Raw genomic sequence first — 19,535 nt, 5'->3', positions numbered from 1 at the left:
TTATCTTTCATCATCTTGTGCCAAGCGCTGAACGCGGGGAGAAAGCTCTCTTAGCGCGCGCCGATACACCTCTCGTTTGAACGGTACCACTTGCCCGAGTGGGTACCAATAGCTCACCCACCGCCAACCATCGAATTCAGGTTTGGGCGTTGCCGTCATACAAATTCGATTTTCCTGACAGCGAATTTTTAGCAAATACCATTTCTGTTTTTGGCCAATACACACTGGCCGTGAATGGGTACGAATCATGCGTCGTGGTAGACGGTAGCGCAGCCATCCCCGGGTACAGGCGATAATATCAACATCATCGGCGGTTAGGCCGATTTCCTCAAAAAGCTCACGAAAAAGAGCCTGTTGCGGTGTTTCGCTTGCGTTAATGCCTCCCTGGGGAAACTGCCACGCATTCTGTCCTACACGACGCGCCCAAAGCAGCTGCCCCTGGCTGTTGGCAATGATAATGCCAACATTGGGGCGAAAGCCGTCAGCGTCGATCACGGACATCACCTTATTAAATTTTCAGTTATCCCCATTTTTCCACAAGGGTGACAAGCGTATCAATACAATATAACGCCAAGTCGTGAACGCGTGCGCGGCCCGGGTGGGAAAGAACCAAGGACTCTGCGATAATCCGCCTCTTTGTTTTGCCGTTCATACCTATAACTTTCAAACGATAATCGACCATAAGGGGAGCGCCGTGAGCCTGGCTATTTTCGATCTGGATAATACGCTGATATCCATCGACAGCGATCATGCATGGGGTGAGTTTTTGCTCGAGCAAGGCGCTGTAGACCCCATCGCCTATCGCGAAGCCAATGAGCGTTTTATGGCCGATTACAAGGCGGGCACGCTGGATATGGCGGCGTTTCTGGAAGTGGCACTTAAGCCGTTAGCGGATAACACACCTGAACAGTTAGCGGCCTGGCATCAGCAATTTATGGCCAGCAAAATAGAACCGCATATTCTTTCCAAGGCCGAAGAGTTATTGGCGCGGCACCGCACCCGGGGCGACACGCTGCTTATTGTGACCGCGACCAACCATTTTATTACCGCCCCCATTGCTGAGCGCTTGGGCGTTGATTATTTGATCGCGGTGAATCCGGAAATGGAGAATGGCCGGTATACCGGGCGCGTCTCCGGCATCCCCAGTTATCGGGAAGGCAAAATTACCCGTTTGCATGAATGGTTAGAAGACAAGGACTTTACGCTGGACGGCGCTTGGTTTTACAGCGACTCACATAATGACCTGCCGTTGCTTGAAGAGGTTGATCACCCGGTAGCCGTTGACCCGGACAACACCCTCCGCCAGGTAGCCGAACAGCGCCAATGGCGAATCATGAGCCTTCGTGATTAGCGCTTTAACGTGAATCACCGTCAGGTGGCTGCGCACGGATGGCGACGGTACGACGCCTAAAGGCACATAATCAACCCCGGCACCGCTGCGCGCTGCTCCCGCGGGTGCGCTGCGCTTACCACGCGCTACAAGAATCCCCTCATATGGCTGTACACATCGTAGCGCGTGGTAACGCGCCGTGAGGAACGAACGGCAAGGCACCCGCGAATGGCGACACCAGCCGCCCGGGCCGGGCCACCTAACCCCGGCACCGCTTCGCGCTGCATCCGCGGGTGCGCTGGCGCTTACCACGCGCTACAAGAATCCCCTCAGATGGCTACACACATCGTAGCGCGCGGTAACGCGCCGTGAGGAACGAGCGGCAAGGCACCCGCGAATGGCGGCGGTACGACGCCTAAAGGCACATAATCAACCCCGGCACCGCTGCGCGCTGCTTCCGCGGCGGGCCGCCGCTGCGGGTGCGCTGCGCTTACCACGCGCTACAAGAATCCCCTCAGATGGCTGCGCATATCGTAGCGCGTGGTAACGCGCCGTGAGGAACGAACGGCAAGGCACCCGCGAATGGCGGCGGTACGACGCCCGGATGTGCCACCGCATTCAACCCCGGCAACGCTGCGCGCTGCTCCCGCGGGTGCGCTGGCGCTTACCACGCGCTACAAGAATCCCCTCAGATGGCCGCACACATCGTAGCGCGTGGTAACGCGCCGTGAGGAACGAACGGCAAGGCACCCACGAATGGCGGCGGTACGACGCCTTACGACGCCTAAAGGCACAGAATCAACCCCGGCACCGCTGCGCGCTGATCCCGCGGGTGCGCTTCGCTTACCACGCGCTACAAGAACCCCCTCAGATGGCTGCACACATCGTAGCGCGCGGTAACGCGCCGTGAGGAACGAGCGGCAAGGCACCCGCGAATGGCGGCGGTACGTCGCCCGGATGTGCCACCGCATTCAACCCCGGCAACGCTGCGCGGCGCTTACCACGCGCTACAAGAATCCCCTCAGATGGCTGCACACATCGTAGCGCGCGGTAACGCGCCGTGAGGAACGAGCGGCAAGGCACCCGCGAATGGCGGCGGTACGACGCCTAAAGGCACATAATTAACCCCGGCAACGCTGCGCGCTGCTCCCGCGGGTGCGCTGCGCTTACCACGCGCTACGAGAATCCCCCCCAAATGGCCACATATAGTAGCGCGCGGTAACGCGCCGTGAGGAACGAGCGGCAAGGCACCCGCGAATGGCGGCGGTACGACGCCTAAAGGCACAGAATCAACCCCGGCACCGCTGCGCGCTGCTCCCGCGCCGGGCCGCCGCTGCGGGTGCGCTTCGCTTACCACGCGCTACAAGAATCCCCTCAAATGGTTGCACACCGTCGCGAGATCAAAAAACGCGCTAATAGGATGCTAGCAAGCTTTCGACAGCAAACTGAGACATCCCCATGTCATAGCGTTCTTCCAGATGAGGCTTGAGTGTCGCAATACTGCGAATGGAGTGAGTAATCTCTTTTTCTCGCTTCGCCTGATCTCTTGCCTTCTTGCAATACTCCTGCAGTTTACGCTTTCTAATCTCTGGTTTGGCATCATAAAAATGCTGATAAAAACCCGCACGTATAGGAGTAACATTAATAATATCGTCACGCTGCTCCCGCAATGTCCGCGAGTAAGATTTCAGCAATTTTAGCACCTTTTTATCATCCCCCAAGTCAGCCAAGGGTGACTCGCCGACATGCTCCTCATACATTGAAAACAGCGTGAATAGATCGTTGCTGTCTCTTGCATGAGTCGCTCGCCCCATCTGCTCGCCACGTAGCTGCTTAAGATCAGCATCCAACTCTCGGTCAGGATGCAGCAGGCGAGCTAAGCGTCGAAAGATCATATTGACAGATGACTTTCCCAGCATCGCTTGCAAGGATTGTTGACCTTCTTGCTCCTGCTCTCTTTCTTGCTGCTGCTCTTGCTGCTGATGAAAGAACTCTTCAAAAAGCTCCTCTTCCAAAGCCTCAAAGCTCTCACTGTCAATATCTTCTGAGTCCTCTTGCGCATACTGAGCACCATCATTCATGCCATCTTCATTATTATTTTGATACGCGTGCCTCTGCTCCGGCGATAGCCTACTGTTATCCATATCAACGATATGCTGAAGCACCTCCTCAAGCACTTGCCTATCACAGAAAGGATTTGCCAGAAGATCGTTTAGATTTTCTTCAATCCAGCCCATCAACTCGGCGCGTTGCCACTGGGCTAATGATTTACGCGACAAAAAGGTACCTAAATGCCGGGTTTGGTCCAGTATTGCCTCTGCCGCCTGCTCTTCTACTGGCCCGATAACCTCTAGGCATTCTTTTTCAAAGGTTTTCAAATCATCCTCAAGCCGTTCGTTACCCGCTTTCAGCTTGATAATACGCTCCCATTCCCGATGAAGCGCTTGCTCAGGCGACTGGCCCTTCTTATTTGTCCTTGCAGCCTGCTTTTGAGTAATTAAGCTCATCCGAAGCACCTTTCTCTTTACTTTAAAATCATCGTATCTTGTCCATATTATAGAAATAATAAGCGTTACTTATAAAACAACAACCCCGCAAGCCTGGGCTTGCGGGGTTGTTGTTACTAACAGAATCAGAAGCGCGTTTAGCCGAGCAGGTGCTCAACGGCTGCGCGCTCTTCACGCAACTCTTTCTCGGTTGCTTTCATCTTCTCTTGGCTGAACTCGTCAAGCTCAAAGCCTTGAACAATTTCATACTTGCCACCCTGGCAACGCACCGGGTAGGAGTAGATGATACCTTCGGCGATGCCGTAGCTGCCGTCAGACGGAATCGCCATGCTGACGATACCTTTGGAGCCCAGCGCCCAGTCGTGCATATGGTCGATGGCAGAAGAGGCAGCGGAGGCCGCAGAAGACGCGCCACGTGCTTTGATGATCGCCGCGCCGCGCTGCTGCACGGTGGGGATAAAGTCGTTTTCATACCAGTCACGTTCAACCAGATCAAACGCCGCTTTACCGTCAACCTTGCACTGAGCGATATCGGGGTACTGGGTCGCGCTGTGGTTGCCCCAGATGATCATGTTTTCAACGTCGGTCACGTGCTTGCCGGTTTTCTGGGCCAGCTGCGTCAGGGCGCGGTTATGGTCCAGACGCGTCATGGCAGTGAACTGGCCTTTGTCCAGGTCCGGCGCGTTGCACGAAGCAATCAACGCGTTGGTGTTGGCCGGGTTACCCACCACCAGCACTTTAACGTCACGGCTAGCGTGATCGTTCAGCGCTTTACCTTGTACAGAGAAGATCGCGGCGTTGGCTTCCAGCAGATCTTTACGCTCCATACCCGGGCCACGCGGGCGCGCGCCGACTAACAGGGCGAAGTCAGCATCTTTAAATGCAACGTTGGCATCGTCAGTGGCAACAATGTCTTGTACCAGCGGGAAGGCGCAGTCGTTGACTTCCATTACTACGCCGTTCAGCGCGTCCATTGCTTGCGGAATTTCGAGCAGCTGAAGAATGACAGGCTGATCCGGCCCCAGCATATCGCCAGCGGCGATGCGGAAAATAAGAGAGTAACTGATCTGGCCGGCACCGCCGGTAATCGCAATACGTACTGGATCTTTCATCATTGCTCCTTGGTTGGTTCGCCTTCAAATGGGTCGACAGAACTCAAGATGCCAAGATGTTATGCGCAGTCATGCAAAAACTCAATCATCCATACGGTGACTTTGCCTTCATCGGGCCTGCCAATCACTCGCTGCAAGCCGTTGGTTGCGCTATTGTATCGCTGCACCTTTTTTCTTGTTCGTGTGTCGTTGCACACAGTTGCCAGGGATAGATCCCCCTTTATGCGCAAACTTCCCTCTTCTTATATGCTGGCCAGTTTACTGGTATTGGGTCTGGTCATTTGGTTAGTGCTGGGCGATTTCCAGCGCTTTCAATCCGCGCCTCCCGAGGCACAAAGTAGCTCCGTAAGCGGTCCGCGCGTTGAAGTGATGACACTCGACAGCGTGCCCTACATCCCTCAGCAAATGCTTCAAGGCCAGCTAACCGCCGAGCGTGAGGTCACCCTGCGCGCCAACGTCGGTGGGTTTGTCGTTGAAAAACCTATTGCCCAAGGGAGCCCTGTTGAGGCCGGGGATACGCTACTGGTGCTGGATAACGACGCCCTGCCAGAACGCTTACAGCAAGCCCGCGATGAACTTTCGCTCGCCCAAGCCGAATACTCCGGCGCCCAGAATTTGCGTGATCGTCAGCTTATTTCCCAGCCCGAACTGCTGCGTTTACAAGCCTCGTTAAGCGCGAGTGCAGCGCAAGTCGCTCAGCTTGAAAAACAGCTTGCCGACTCACGCCCTCAAGCCCCATTTAGCGGCACGCTGGACCGTATTGAGGTTGAATTGGGTGATCTCGTTCAACCCGGCGAAGAGTGGGGGCGACTGGTAGATGATCGCCGTTTAACCGGCACCGCTTGGGTGTCTCAGCAACAAGTGGGTGACCTGGCCGTTGGCCTGCCCGTTACGGCTCGCTTGCTCAATGGTGCTCATCTTGAGGGCGAGCTGAGCTTTATTAGCCGCCGGGCCAATGAAGCGACGCGTACGTTCTATGTCGAAGCAACGCTGGATAACCCTTTGCAGCTGCCCATGTCCGGCGGTAGCGCGGAGCTTACGATTACCCTGCCGCCCCGCTCTGTACACAGCCTCTCGCCTGCGCTGCTGTCTCTTGGCCATGAAAACCAGCTGACTATCAAGCATATCAATGCCGATAACGAAGTGATTGAGACGCCGGTGGAGCTGGTTAGCGCGACGATTGAAAGTGCCTATGTCAGTGGGCTGCCCGATCAGGTGCGCTTAATCACGCTGGGCGCTGGCCTTGTGAATCCAGGCGAGGTTGTCGAGCCTGTTTCTGTTGATGCTGCATCCGAGGCCCGCTAATGCGCCAGTTGATTGATGCCGCGCTTCACCATACGCGCACCACGCTGTTTCTGCTGGTTAGCCTACTGCTGGCAGGCGTGGTTGCCTGGCAGGTCATTCCCAAGGAAGCCAACCCCGACGTTACGATTCCGCTGATTTACGTTTCGCTGACGCTGGAGGGTGTGAGCCCGGAGGATGGTGAGCGCCTGCTGATTCGTCCTATGGAGCAGGAACTGCGCGGCATTGCAGGACTGCGCAAGTTCACGGCCCAATCCAACGAAGGCCACGCCTCTATTTCATTGGAGTTTGACCCAGGCTTTGACCCTGACACGGCGCTTTCCGACGTTCGTGACCGCGTTGATATCGCTCGCAGCGACTTACCTTCCGAAGCGGATGAACCACGGGTCATGGAAGTCAATGTGTCGGAATTTCCGGTACTTAGTATTGGCCTTTCCGGGCAGTTGGATACCCGGGAACGGATTACCGTTGCGCGCCACTTAAAGGAGGAGATTGAAGGCATCGCCGATGTGCTGGAAGTGGATATTGGTGGTGAGCAGGAGGACTTGCTGGAGATCGTGGTCGACCCATTGGTGCTGGAGAGTTACGGCATCGATTTCAACGAGCTGTTTAACATCGTCTCCAATAACAACCGACTGGTAGCAGCGGGCAGCCTGGATACTGGCGCAGGCCGTATGGCGTTGAAGGTGCCCGGCGTTATCGAGTCGCTTGAAGATGTTATGAACATGCCGGTGAAGGTGGATGAGGACCGCGTTGTTACCTTTGGCGACGTCGCCTGGATTCACCCCACCTTTAAAGACCCCGCAGGCTTTGCCCGTATTGATGACCAGCCCGCCGTAGTACTGGAAATATCCAAACGCGCTGGTGCCAACATTATTGCCACCATTGCTGCGGTGCGCGAAACACTCGACCAGGCAAGTGATTTGTTGCCTGAGCAGTTAAATATCACCACCATTCTCGACCAATCGGTCACGGTTGAGGATATGCTTTCAGAGCTTCTCAATAACGTGCTGACTGCGGTAGTACTGGTGCTCATCGTGGTGGTCGCCGTGATGGGCTTGCGCATGGCGCTTCTGGTGGGCCTGACTATTCCTGGCGCCTTTTTAACCGGTATTCTGCTGGTCTGGGCGTTTGGATTCACGCTCAACATTGTGGTGCTCTTCGCCTTGATTCTGGTCGCGGGCATGCTGGTAGATGGGGCGATTGTGGTGAGCGAGCTGGCGGATCGTCACCTGCGCGAGGGGCAATCGCCCCACCAGGCATGGCTGAATGCTGCCTCACGTATGAGCTGGCCGGTGATCGCCTCTACCGCCACGACACTCGCGGTGTTTATCCCCCTGCTGTTTTGGCCCGGCATGGTCGGTCAGTTTATGAAGTATCTGCCGGCAACCGTTATTCTCTGTTTACTGGCGTCGCTGGCCATGGCGCTGATTTTCTTACCCACGCTTGGGCGACTGTTTACCCGTACGGCCACCGAGCCAGCGCAGGGCGGAGTTCGCCCCGACCAAAGTACTCGGCTGGGCCGCGCCTACCGGCGCTTACTTTCTCGCCTACTGGCCCGCCCTGGCTGGGTACTTATCATTGCCGTGCTGCTGCTGGCATTAATTTACACAGCCTACGGGCGCCTCAATCACGGGGTCGACTTCTTCCCCAACGTTGAGCCGGACAGCGCCCAGGTGTTGGTACGCGCCCGTGGCGACTTCTCTGCCCTGGAGGCGGATGCCATTGTTCAGCGCGTGGAGGCACGGCTATCAGGGATGAGCGAAGTACAGGCGCTCTACGCGCGTTCGTTTGCCGTTCCTAACGAGCAACTGGGGAACGATGTTATCGGCGTACTCCAGTTTCAGTTTATTGATTGGTATGAGCGCCGCCCTTCCCGAGAAATTTTGGCCGATATGGCCGAACGCGCCAGCGACATTCCCGGTATTCGCCTGGAGTTTCAGGAGCAGGAGATGGGGCCTGGAGGCGGAAAGCCTATCGTTCTGGAAGTCAGCGCCATGAACCCAGCCGTTGCCGATGCAGGGGTGGACCAGTTACAAGCCATCATGCATGAGCTAGGGGGGTTCGTTGCCATTCAGGATAACCGTAGCCTGCCAGGCGTGGAGTGGCGGATCAATGTGGACCGGGAAGCGGCTGCGCGCATGGGCACTGATATCACGACCATTGGCAGTGCGGTGCAACTGCTTACCAACGGCTTACAGGTGGCCAGCTACCGGCCGCCTGACGTTAGTGATGAGGTCGATATTCGAATTCGGTTACCGGAAGGTTGGCGCTCACTCGACCAACTCGGCCGCATGACGATAAACACACCGCGCGGGCAGGTGCCTATTTCTCACTTCGTGGAGATTACTCCAGCACCCAAAGTAGGCACGCTTAATCGTATTAATGGGCGCCGAGCCATTACCGTCGAAGCTGATTTGGCGCCGGGGTATCTGGCAGATGAACGTTTAAGGGCACTGTTTCAGGCAGCGCAAGACAAGCTGCCCAATGATTTGATGGTGAATGTGGCCGGTGAACAGGAGGACCAACTGGAGGCGATGCAGTTCTTGATCAGTGCGTTCTTTGTCGCTATTGGGCTGATGTCGCTGATCCTGGTGACTCAATTCAACAGCTTCTACCAAGCGATTCTAGTGCTTTCGGCCATCGTCTTCTCGACAGCCGGAATATTGATAGGACTGCTGATCACGGGTCAGGCCTTTGGCATTGTGATGGTCGGTATGGGGGTCATTGCGCTGGCCGGTATCGTGGTGAATAACAATATCGTACTAATCGATACCTATAATGAGCTACGTCTTGAAGGGATGGCACCGGCCGAGGCCGCATTGGAAGCAGGCTGTTTGCGGCTTCGCCCGGTGCTGTTAACGGCAATCACCACAGTGCTGGGTTTGATGCCGATGGTACTGGGCATGAACGTCAACCTGTTCGCACCGTCACTTGGGTTCAACGCCCCTTCAGCGCAGTGGTGGACACAGATGTCGAGCGCTATTGCCGGCGGGCTTACCTTCGCGACCGCCCTCACCCTTCTGCTGACGCCCTGCATGCTGGTGCTGGGTGGCAAACTACACCGCCACAAGCCGTAGCGGCCAGACGAACACAAGGGGCCGTTTGAGCGCCCCCCCTTTTCTTATAAGCATTGGCCCTATAAACACCAGCCCTGTAAACGTCGGCCCTGTAAACCTGGCTTATTGACTCAGGGCCAGCGTGGCATCTTGCGGGCCATGAACCACATCCTTGAGTTCAACATGACGGATCTCATCAATATCCGTGAGCTCATCCAGATCGAAATGGATGTAGTTAAGGCTATCGTAAGAGCGTAGGTGAAGCGTCCGCTGTTGAAGGTCAATCAGTGACGTCCATGAGGTGTACTCCGAGGTATAGACACGGTCATCATTAACGCCGGGGGCAGCAATATTTTCAATCGAATCGCGGAACCGGTTGTCGATGGTAATACCGCGTGGCCGGTCAAAGTTATTCATGACATGGGCCAGTGTAGTGATGGCGCTGTCTGCGTTTTCTGCTTTTTCAGCAAACTGGGAGTAGTAAATAGCGCGCACAAAGCGCCCAACTGACGTATTCGACGCAGGCAGCCCGGCCGTCGCAATTCCTGAGTCAGGCTGAGCAAGTTTTACCCCACTCAATTCCAGCTTTGATTGGTCAATGTTACTTAAAAACGTGTAGTTATTCAGGTTGGTCATGTGCCAGGAAAATTCTGGCCCGTTGGTCATGACCCCTAGCGGGTTGTCGATAACATTCTGCTCGTGATTGGCAAACTCTATCACGATGGATTTGCCCGTGGCATCGTGCAACGTGTAGTGAAACGGCGTATCCAGCACGCCCATCGGCAGTAGCGACGTCACCATAACAGGTTGTTCTTCTAACGCCTGCTTTACTTCGTCAACGGTAGAAAACTGAGAAAGCGCCCAAGCGCCGAGGTCGATAGCTGCCAGCACCGCCTGCGTATTGTTAACCATATCGGCGGGGCCTTCGGTGCTGGCATACGCCAGCAAGCCAAACGTCAAACCCTTGTCGTTAACACCTTCAGCTACTTTTAAATCTTTTGATACGGGGTCCGGCACCGTAACGGCAACAAAGGCGTTTTGGCCGGTAAAGTCCAGCACGTGATGTTTATCAGCCTGCGAGCCAAAGCTAGTGCCTGCTGGAAAGTAGGACACTTTATAAGGTAGCTCCATGGGCAGTTCCATGGTGCGGCCCGCATAAAATTTATCATTTGCGTCGCTATAAAGAAGGGAGGTACATGCGGCCACTGTGGGCGCGAGAGCAATACTGATAGCCGATAGGCAAAAACCTGCTAAACAAGGCTTGGAAAAACGTCGCATACTACTCTTCCTCATCTTATTAATAGTTAAACCACACTTCAGGCAAACTATAGCTTATTTATTACTAAATCAACTTATGTAAACGTCTCCTTCATAAAAAGAAACAGTATTAGGAAGCCTCAACCAAGCAGCAAGTATCGCCCCATTAAACCAGGGCGTCTGGGAAGATTAGCCGGAATAAAATGCGACAAAAAGCACCTTCAAGGGTGCTTTTATCTGGCGCACAACAACAACAAGCAATGAAGAGGAAAGGCTTAGCTGGGGGTATTGGCGGCGTGCAAGCGGGCAATGAGCTGATCTTCTAGCGCAAAACGCTCAGTGAGACCTTTTGCCAAGCGATCAATCCAGGCGGGCAGGCGCACCAAATGCTGCTGGCAACGCACAGGTGACTCGTAATCCTGGTCGAACTCAAGCACCATTTGCGTAGACATCTCAAGGCGCTCCAGAAGCCGTGATGCGATGTGCAGCGCACTCTCATCATCAAAGGCTTTCGCTTCTTCCGCGAGCTGGGGGTAAATCTCAAAATGCCCCGCGCTAATGTAATCCATGAGCATTTGGCTAAAGGTATCAATGCGCTCTTTGCTAACGGCTTCTAGTTCAGTGTCGCAGGCTTCCTTTAGCTCGATAAAGCTCGCCAAAAGCGCGCGGCGCTGCTCCAGCCAGCGGTCGATCAAGCCATGAACGCCTCCCCAGCGCTCTTGGGCATTTTTGCAATCTTCGAGCATGGGTTTCTCCTTGCTAATAGCCACCTACAACAGAGTAAGGCTCGCGTTTCCACCTTTCTCTGTCAATTCTGTTAGGGGCCGTTTCCTTGATGCTAACGGCCAGCCAAAACGCTGGCCACACAAACAGCCATCTATCGCTTGATAGCTAGCCACAATATCCGCAGAGGTACAAGCGCCAGGATAACAAAGCCGAGGAATGTCCAGGCAGGCAGAGAAGCCCCCATAAAGGTAACGTCAATCTCGGCGCACTCGCCAGAGCCTGTCAACACCATGGCAACGACATCCTGCATGGGCAGAATATCCATCATGTAGCCAAGACCTGGGCCACAGGACGGTACCTCGTCGGCCGGGAGGGTTTGCAGCCACACATGGCGACCGGCAATAAACGCGCCGGTGGCTACCGCTATCAACCCCAACACACCGTAAATGCCTTTCCCCACACGGCCGTTTGGGTTGTGGATAGCCGCAACCGCAAAGATCACGCCTGCAGCAATGACCGCTACGCGCTGAAAAATGCACAGCGGGCAGGGTTCAAGACCCATAATATGCTCAAGGCCAAGCGCGACGGCCATCATCAAGACACAAAATGCCAAGCCTGCAAGGGCCACGGGGCGAAGTGCTGTGGGCTTCATTGCCTCTCCTCAAGTAGTAACGCAGACAACGCGCGCGATTCACGCGCCTTGGTAAAGTACGTATCGAGGAAGTCAGCAAAACTCTCCTGGTCTGCCGCTTCTATATCTTTCTGCTGCTGATGCGAGGTCTCAATCAACTGGTCAAGCAAGGCTTCGCGTGAGCGTAGCATGGGTGTATTTTTAAGCTTTTCGCTCTGCTCCTTGGCCAGCCCAAGCAGCGTATCACTTAACGAACCATTGCCCTCTTTCATAAGCGCCAACAGCTGAGCCGAGGGCGTCAGCGAAGGATCTCGCAAACGCGGGGCCAGCTCATTGAGTGCTGCCGCGTGAGGCGCATCGTCTTCCACAGCATCCAGCAGGCGGGCGACTTCGTGCAATTCTGCAAAAATCTGCTCGCCCCACTCACTAACCGAGGTGGTCTGGCCATTACGAATCAGCGTTAACTCTGGGTCACGGCCGCGCTCCACCACCCAACGACGGTTGTCGTCCAGGCGGTCGCACTCATCATCAGAAATCCACGGGCTATCGCTGAGTAAACACCACATCAGGAAGGTGTCGACAAAGCGCATCTGTGTCTCGGTGACACCCAGCGGGTCAAAGGGGTTCAGGTCCAAACAGCGCACTTCAATATACTCAACACCGCGCGCTTCAAGCGCCTGGCTAGGCGTTTCGTTATGCTTGGCGACGCGCTTGGGACGAATATCGCTGTAGTACTCGTTCTCTATCTGGAGAATATTGGCATTCAACTGCTGCCAGTTACCCTCCACATTAACGCCGAGTTTTTCATAATCCGGCCACGGCGTTGAGATCGCATGGCGCAACGTGTTCACATAGTTGGATAGCGAGTTAAAGCAGATTTTAAGCTGAGCCTGGACCTTGTTTTGATAGCCTAGATCCGACATACGCAGCGTTGTAGCGAACGGTGCATAAAACGTATCGTCGTTGAGTGGCTTCAACTTTTCAGGCACATTGCCGTTAGGCAAAAAGCTTTTATCTACCGCAGGCGAAGCGCCAAACAGATAAAGCAGCAGCCAGCTATGACGTCGAAAATTACGGATAAGGCCAAAATAGCGCGTCGAACGATAGTCGTTAAACGGGATATTATTTGCACCTTCCAGCTCGCGCAGCGCGTGCCACATATCATCAGGTAACGAGACGTTGTAATGTACGCCAGCAATTGCCTGCATGATCCGCCCATAACGTACGTCCAGCCCTTTACGGTAGACGTGCTTCATGGTGCCGACGTTGGAAGAGCCGTAATCCGCAATGGGCACGCTGGCATTACCTGAAAGCCGTGACGGCATACTCCCCGGCCAGACCCACTCCTGGTCAAGGTGCTGATAGGTAAAGGTGTGCAGATCCGATAAAAAGGCCAAGGCTTCACGCGGCTGCGAATACACCGGGGTAATGTATTCAATCAACGCTTCTGAATAATCAGTGGTGATATGCGGGTGCGTTAGCTTGGAACCCAAAGCACTTGGGTGCGGGGTTTGCGCAATATGGCCGTTTGCATCAACCCGCAGTCCTTCTTTTTCCAGCCCGCGGCGTAAGCGTCCCATGCGGCCCAAGCGCGCGCTGGGCAACAATCGCTCAACCTGGGAGGTCAGCGAAGATGGCACAGTGAGTGGTTCAGGCAAGGTGAACACTCCTTGTCAGTAAGGCTCGTTTTGGGCGAGCCCTGGTGAAATCAGGTGGCATCGCCAGCATATCCATCAATCATAAAAGGCAGGATATGGCGGCAGCCCTTATATTTTCAAGCCACGTATTTTCAAGACATGTATTTTCAAGACACGTATTTTCAAGCCACGCAAGCCTTCAAGTTACATAAGCGTTCAACGTATGCGTCTACTTGCCCTGCTTGGCTTTCAGCAATGCCGCCCCCAGCGCCCCCATTGGCGCCGAAGTTTCCGTGCTCTTACTGGCAGGTCGTTGGCTACGTGGTGGCTTTTGCGACCCTTTATTAACGGCTGATGACGCGCGCTCTTGCTCGCGTTCAGGCTCATCATTCAGGCGCATGGAAAGCCCCACCCGCTTACGTGCAATATCCACGCTCATCACTTTTACCGACACAATATCACCCGCTTTAACTACGCTACGTGGGTCGTCAATAAAGCGATCAGACAGTGCAGAGATATGTACCAGACCATCCTGATGGACGCCAATATCTACAAACGCACCAAAGGGCGTTACGTTCGTCACGGTGCCCTCCAGTACCATACCCAGCTTCAAATCCTTGAGCGTTTCCACGCCCTCACGGAATTCTGCAGCTTTAAATTCAGGCCGTGGGTCACGGCCCGGCTTATCAAGCTCGCTCAGAATGTCGCTGACCGTGGGCACACCAAAGCGCTCATCGGCAAAATCAGCGGGCTTTAACGCTTTCAGCGCAGCGCTATCGCCAATCAAGCCTTTAACATCACGGCCACTCTGTTTAGCGATGCGCTCAACCAGGGTATAGGCTTCCGGGTGAACGGCGCTTGCATCCAACGGGTTATCCGCATTGCTGATACGCAAAAAGCCTGCGCACTGCTCAAAGGTTTTGGGGCCCAGGCGGCTAACGTCCAGCAGTGCTTTACGGCTTTTAAACGCACCAAGGCTGTTACGCTGGGCCACGATATTCTCAGCTATCGCAGCACTTAGGCCTGCCACTCGTGAGAGCAACGCGCTTGACGCCGTATTAAGGTCAACTCCCACGGCGTTAACACAATCTTCAATGACAGCCTCCAGGCTACGCGATAGCTGTACCTGAGAAACGTCATGCTGATACTGGCCTACGCCAATCGACTTGGGCTCAATTTTAACCAGCTCAGCCAGCGGGTCTTGCAAGCGGCGAGCAATCGACACCGCGCCGCGTATTGTTACATCAAGATCCGGCAGCTCACGAGAAGCATATTCCGAAGCGGAGTAAACAGACGCCCCGGCTTCCGATACCATCACTTTGCTGACCCGATACTCAGGCGCCAATGCTTTCAGTAGCTCCCCTGCCAGCTTGTCGGTTTCACGGCTGGCGGTGCCGTTCCCAACAGCAACCAGTTGAACGCCATGCTGCTTAACGAGCTTAGCCAGTACGTTGAGCGACTCATCCCAGCGGTTTTGTGGCGCATGCGGGTAAATAGTCGCCTGGTCGATAAACTGCCCGGTTGCGTCAATGACCGCCACCTTGCAACCGGTACGCAAACCAGGATCAAGCGCCAGGGTAATTTTTTGCCCAGCGGGAGCGGCCAGCAGCAGGTCTTTCAGATTGGCGGCAAATACTTCGATGGCAGTTTGCTCAGCCTGCTCGCGCAAACGCCCCAGCAGCTCGGTTTCCAGCGCTGTGTAGAGTTTCACTCGCCATGTCCAACGGACCACCTCGCCCAACCATTTATCAGCAGCGCGGCCCTCATCGCTAATGCCCACCTGTTTGGCAATGGCCACCTGGGCGGGATGAATAGGCGCATCATCTTCACCAGGCAAGCGAATAGCGAGGCTCAGCACGCCTTCATTGCGGCCACGGAACATGGCAAGCGCACGGTGTGAAGGCACTTTGGCAAGCTTTTCATCGTGCTCAAAGTAATCCGCAAACTTAGCGCCTTCTTGCTGCTTGCCCTCCAGCACACGGGCACTCAGCTCACCCTCTTGCCAGAGGCGCTCGCGCAACCGACCGATTAGCTCGGGGTCTTCGGCAAAGCGCTCCATCAGGATTTGTTTAGCGCCGTCCAGCGCCGCTTTGGCATCTTCAACGGCGGGAATATCACCCTCTGCCGGTCGCAGGTAGCCGGCTGCTTCCGCTTCAGGGTCAAGCGCGGGATTCGCCAGCAGCGCATCCGCCAACGGCTCAAGCCCCGCTTCACGCGCGATTTGTGCCTTTGTGCGGCGTTTTTTCTTAAAGGGTAAATAGAGATCTTCAAGGCGTTGCTTGGTTTCTGCCGCGTCTATGCTCGCCTTGAGCGATGCATCCAACTTGCCCTGCTCATCAATGGCTTCCAGGACAGCGGCACGGCGCTCTTCAAGCTCGCGCAGATAGCGCAACCGCTCATCCAACTGACGCAGTTGGGTATCATCTAATGCCCCGGTAATTTCTTTACGGTAACGGGCAATAAACGGCACGGTGGCACCGCCATCCAACAGCTCTACCGTAGCCGCTACTTGCTGGGTACGCACGCCTAGCTCGTCGGCTAAGCGGGAAATAATTCGCTGATTGACATCCATAAATTGCAACTAACTCATGCAGCATTTTTTAGTGCTGACAAGGTATCACAATCAGCCTACTACCGCTGTATCTGCACAAGACTCCCTTTATAGCAATGGGGATAAAAGACCGTTCAGGGCATGGCCGCCCTTTTAATTGCCATGAACAGTCACCTTCTTTCTTCAAGGCATTTACTGGCAAGGAGCCTTGAAGAGATTGAGACCCAGCGATGCCGCAGCAGCCTTGACAGCGGCCTGACCACGAATGCTATTGCCAGCCTCATCCAAGCGAGGAGAAAAAGCGGCTATCGCGAGCTGCCCCGGCATGACAGCGAGAATACCCCCACCAACACCACTCTTCGCGGGCAAGCCTACCTCATAAGCCCAGTCTCCAGAAGCCGTGTAAAGTCCCTCCATCATCATTTCAGCCAATATATAATGGACATAACGCGCATCCATGACCTGTCGCTTGGTTAACGGATTAATACCACCTGCAGCAAGCGTTGCCCCCATCGTGGCAAGATCCTTGCAATTAATCAGGGTAGAGCATTGCCGTGTATAGACATCGACAGTGCGTACCGGGTCGCTATAACACGCACCAGCGCTTTCAAGCAGCCATGCGATAGCCCGATTATGGGCGTTGGTAGACTGCTCAGACGCATTAATCTCGGCACTCATGGCAAGATCTCGTCCCGCAAATTCACGCTGGCACTGGAGAATAGCTTCAAAGCATTCGTCTGCACTCTCCCCGGGCACAAGGCTTACCGTCGCGATAGCGCCGGCATTGACAAGCGGAGAGAGCGGTTTGTCGTTATTTAGCTCCAGTGCGATGATGGAATTGAAGGGCAGTCCCGTTGGGCTATCTCCAATTTTATCGCGAACAGCGTCAGGGCCGATATGCTCCATGACCATCGCCAACGTAAATACTTTTGAGATCGACTCAATTGCAAACGCATAGTCGCAATCCCCTTCGGTATAGACTTGGCCATCTGCCGTTATGATGGCAAGTGAAAACAGCTCAGGATCAACAGAGGCTAGATAGGGGATATAATCAGCGTTCTTGCCTCCATGCGCTGCTCGCCCCGCCTCCATACCTGCCTTTAACGCACTTTCGATATCTGCTTTCATTCCAGTAGATGACCCCATTCGCTTGCCTCTCCAATGGCATATTTCATTCAGCTCTGGACAGTTATCATGGAAGCCATTTACCAGCTCTGCTTCAATACTGAAGCATGATCATCATGCCAGAACGGTTCAGCGCATTAGCTACCGTTGATAGCGTGGCTGCGCCTGATACTACTGTGTTAAACATCAGCTCGGAATACTCATTTATTCTCTGTAAGTCCCGTTTATTCCTTGCTTCTAAGCATTTTTTTAATCAGTGGTCTTTGAAAAACTACGTTTAAAAAATCCGCTGAAGGATTTTGACAGTTCTCGCTAATACGTTATATCGAACGGATAGAACACTGTCGTTTAAAAACCCATAGAGGCAATTACCGCCATACGCTATCTCCCTGCGCGGTATTTCTCTTTACGTTATTACCTCTAGAGACCATCAACGACATACTTAACCTTAATCATGATTAACCTTATGTCAACAACACACACTAATGAGTATCCAATGTACAGCGATACCGATAACACAGTTGCAGTATTCAGGCATTGTTCAGCAAAGGCTTGCTCTTTACCCGCCGTTCATCGACGCGGATAGCAGAAAGCCGCCTCAACGTGAGGCGGCTTTCTGGAAGACGTGCTTTGCACCCTACTCAATATCAACCCAACTGCGGGCCTGCTTTAAGGATCGCTTCGCTCACCCCTTCAAATTTCTTGAAGTTGTCCACGAATTTAGTCGCTAGCTCTTTCAGGTGCTGATCGTAGGCAGCGAGGTCTTGCCAAGTATCGCGTGGGTCAAGCAGGCTGGAATCAACGCCTGGCACGGCGACCGGTACGTCAAGGTTCAAGCCTTCGATATGGCGCGTTTCTACATCGCGCAACACGCCTGACTGAATCGCACTGATAATCGCGCGCGTCGTCGGGATAGAGAAGCGTGAACCGCCTTCCCCAAACGCGCCGCCCGTCCAACCGGTATTGACCAGGTAAACCTGAGCGTCTTTCTTATCAACACGTTTGATCAGAAGATCCGCGTACTCACGCGCCGGACGCGGGAAGAACGGGGCACCAAAGCAGGTAGAGAACGTAGCGGCCAGGCCTTCTGAAGAGCCCATTTCGGTAGAGCCAACCTTAGCGGTGTAACCGGAAAGGAAGTGGTACGCCGCGGCTTCTTTTGAAAGCACCGACACCGGCGGCAGCACACCCGACATGTCGCAGGTCAAAAAGACGATAGCATTGGGCTCGCCCGCCAGGTTTTCCGGCACGCGCTTTTCAATATGCTCAAGCGGATACGCGGCACGCGAGTTCTGCGTCAGGCTGTCGTCGGCGTAGTCAGGCTCGAGGCGGTCATTGAGCACCACGTTTTCAAGCACCGTGCCGAACTTGATGGCGTTCCAGATAACCGGCTCATTTTTCTCGGAAAGGTCGATACATTTAGCGTAGCAACCACCTTCCATATTGAAGACGATACCGTCACCCCAGGCGTGCTCGTCATCACCAATCAGGTAACGTGCCGGATCAGCGGAAAGCGTGGTTTTACCCGTACCAGAAAGACCGAAGAATAGACAGGTTTCGCCATCTTCACCCACGTTGGCCGAGCAGTGCATCGGCAGCACGTCAGACGCTGGCAGCAGGAAGTTCTGTACCGAGAACATGGCTTTTTTCATTTCGCCTGCATAGCGCATACCGGCGATCAGCACTTTTTTCTCGGCGAAATTGATAATTACGCAGCCGTCAGAGTTGGTGCCATCACGGCTCGGCTCGCACTCAAAATTTGCCGCGTTGAGAATGACCCACTCATCTTTACCCGCCGGGTTGTAAGCGCTCGGACGTACAAACATGGTGCGGCCGAAAAGATTCTGCCAAGCGGTTTCAGTGGTCGCGCGAACCGGCAGATAGTGGGTGGAATCACTCCCCACGTGCAGCTCAGATACAAAATACTCACGACGGCTTAGATACTCTTCAACCCGCGCCCAGAGAGCGTCGAATTTAGCGGCATCAAACGGGCGGTTGACGCTGCCCCAATCAATACTGTCACGCGTCGACGGTTCATCGACAATGAAGCGGTCAGCTGGCGAACGCCCCGTGCGTACGCCAGTATTGATGGCCAGAGCGCCATCTGCCGACAGGCGGCCTTCACCACGGGCCACGGCGCGCTCGATTAATTCGGCGCTGCTAAGATTCACGTGGGCTTGGGGAGCGGCTTGAGTCGTGGTCATTTTGATTCCTGGGCCTTGCGGCCATTCTCTCGTTACCGGGCGCTGTTAACGCCACCAAAAAAAGGTCGTCCCAACAACATTACATTGCGCTGGG

Annotated in this window: 14 protein-coding genes; 4 read left to right on the top strand and 10 right to left on the bottom strand. The window is 54.6% G+C overall.

Translation table 11 applies throughout. From position 1 onward, the window contains the following. The gene (locus ACT3TY_RS08560) at window positions 1-495 is read right to left on the bottom strand and encodes an RNA pyrophosphohydrolase (protein ID WP_087105735.1); all 495 of its coding nucleotides are present in this window, start codon (window positions 493-495) and stop codon (window positions 1-3) included. Window positions 496-694: 199 nt separating this feature from the next. Between ACT3TY_RS08560 and ACT3TY_RS08555 the strand changes: the two genes are divergently transcribed. Both ACT3TY_RS08555 and ACT3TY_RS08550 read left to right on the top strand, forming a co-directional pair. Next, the gene (locus ACT3TY_RS08555; RefSeq protein ID WP_172116180.1) at window positions 695-1,351 is read left to right on the top strand and encodes an HAD family hydrolase; all 657 of its coding nucleotides are present in this window, start codon (window positions 695-697) and stop codon (window positions 1,349-1,351) included. 914 nt (window positions 1,352-2,265) lie between these two features. Beyond that, window positions 2,266-2,394 (top strand): hypothetical protein, encoded by a 129-nt coding sequence (locus ACT3TY_RS08550; RefSeq protein ID WP_444627894.1) that lies wholly within the window; start codon window positions 2,266-2,268, stop codon window positions 2,392-2,394. A 348-nt stretch (window positions 2,395-2,742) separates the two neighbouring features. On the opposite strand, the gene ACT3TY_RS08545 is transcribed toward ACT3TY_RS08550, so the two are convergent. Beyond that, window positions 2,743-3,837 carry a hypothetical protein gene (locus ACT3TY_RS08545; protein WP_444627893.1) on the bottom strand — a complete coding sequence of 365 codons (1,095 nt, stop codon included), beginning with the start codon at window positions 3,835-3,837 and terminating at the stop codon, window positions 2,743-2,745. A gap of 137 nt (window positions 3,838-3,974) precedes the next feature. Continuing rightward, the gene (locus ACT3TY_RS08540) at window positions 3,975-4,949 is read right to left on the bottom strand and encodes a malate dehydrogenase (RefSeq protein ID WP_216657922.1); all 975 of its coding nucleotides are present in this window, start codon (window positions 4,947-4,949) and stop codon (window positions 3,975-3,977) included. Between the two features lie 222 nt (window positions 4,950-5,171). Here ACT3TY_RS08540 and ACT3TY_RS08535 point away from each other — a divergent pair, with 222 nt between their 5' ends. Then, window positions 5,172-6,254, top strand: a complete 1,083-nt coding sequence (locus ACT3TY_RS08535; protein WP_444627892.1) for an efflux RND transporter periplasmic adaptor subunit — start codon at window positions 5,172-5,174, stop codon at window positions 6,252-6,254. Continuing rightward, window positions 6,254-9,331 carry an efflux RND transporter permease subunit gene (locus ACT3TY_RS08530; protein WP_444627891.1) on the top strand — a complete coding sequence of 1,026 codons (3,078 nt, stop codon included), beginning with the start codon at window positions 6,254-6,256 and terminating at the stop codon, window positions 9,329-9,331. Before ACT3TY_RS08535 ends, ACT3TY_RS08530 begins: the two co-directional genes overlap by 1 nt. Window positions 9,332-9,433: 102 nt before the next feature. Here ACT3TY_RS08530 and ACT3TY_RS08525 read toward each other — a convergent pair whose 3' ends face one another. From ACT3TY_RS08525 to ACT3TY_RS08495, 7 genes are all read right to left on the bottom strand, one after another. Next, on the bottom strand, window positions 9,434-10,588 hold the full coding sequence (locus tag ACT3TY_RS08525) for a linear amide C-N hydrolase (protein WP_444622704.1): 1,155 nt from the start codon (window positions 10,586-10,588) through the stop codon (window positions 9,434-9,436). Between the two features lie 254 nt (window positions 10,589-10,842). Further along, complete coding sequence (gene rsd / locus ACT3TY_RS08520) at window positions 10,843-11,313, bottom strand: sigma D regulator (protein ID WP_193057372.1); 471 nt, start codon at window positions 11,311-11,313, stop codon at window positions 10,843-10,845. Window positions 11,314-11,444: 131 nt separating this feature from the next. Continuing rightward, window positions 11,445-11,945 carry a disulfide bond formation protein B gene (locus ACT3TY_RS08515; RefSeq protein ID WP_193057371.1) on the bottom strand — a complete coding sequence of 167 codons (501 nt, stop codon included), beginning with the start codon at window positions 11,943-11,945 and terminating at the stop codon, window positions 11,445-11,447. Next, window positions 11,942-13,582 carry a glutamate--cysteine ligase gene (gene gshA / locus ACT3TY_RS08510; RefSeq protein WP_444627890.1) on the bottom strand — a complete coding sequence of 547 codons (1,641 nt, stop codon included), beginning with the start codon at window positions 13,580-13,582 and terminating at the stop codon, window positions 11,942-11,944. The genes ACT3TY_RS08515 and gshA overlap by 4 nt, the downstream gene beginning before the upstream one ends. A 208-nt stretch (window positions 13,583-13,790) precedes the next feature. Continuing rightward, window positions 13,791-16,133: a Tex family protein gene (locus ACT3TY_RS08505; RefSeq protein WP_441679787.1), complete on the bottom strand. Its 2,343-nt coding sequence runs from the start codon at window positions 16,131-16,133 to the stop codon at window positions 13,791-13,793. Window positions 16,134-16,304: 171 nt separating this feature from the next. Then, entirely contained in the window at window positions 16,305-17,258 is a 954-nt protein-coding gene (gene glsA / locus ACT3TY_RS08500; protein WP_444627889.1) for a glutaminase A, read from the bottom strand. Between the two features lie 626 nt (window positions 17,259-17,884). Further along, window positions 17,885-19,441 carry a phosphoenolpyruvate carboxykinase gene (locus ACT3TY_RS08495; RefSeq protein WP_444627888.1) on the bottom strand — a complete coding sequence of 519 codons (1,557 nt, stop codon included), beginning with the start codon at window positions 19,439-19,441 and terminating at the stop codon, window positions 17,885-17,887. Window positions 19,442-19,535: the final 94 nt, after the last annotated feature.

Source organism: Halomonas sp. AOP22-C1-8 (genome assembly GCF_052378905.1).
GTDB classification, from domain to species: Bacteria; Pseudomonadota; Gammaproteobacteria; order Pseudomonadales; family Halomonadaceae; genus Vreelandella; species Vreelandella citrativorans.
Note: the sequence above shows the minus strand (reverse complement) of the source record. Positions and strands in the feature narration are given on the sequence as shown.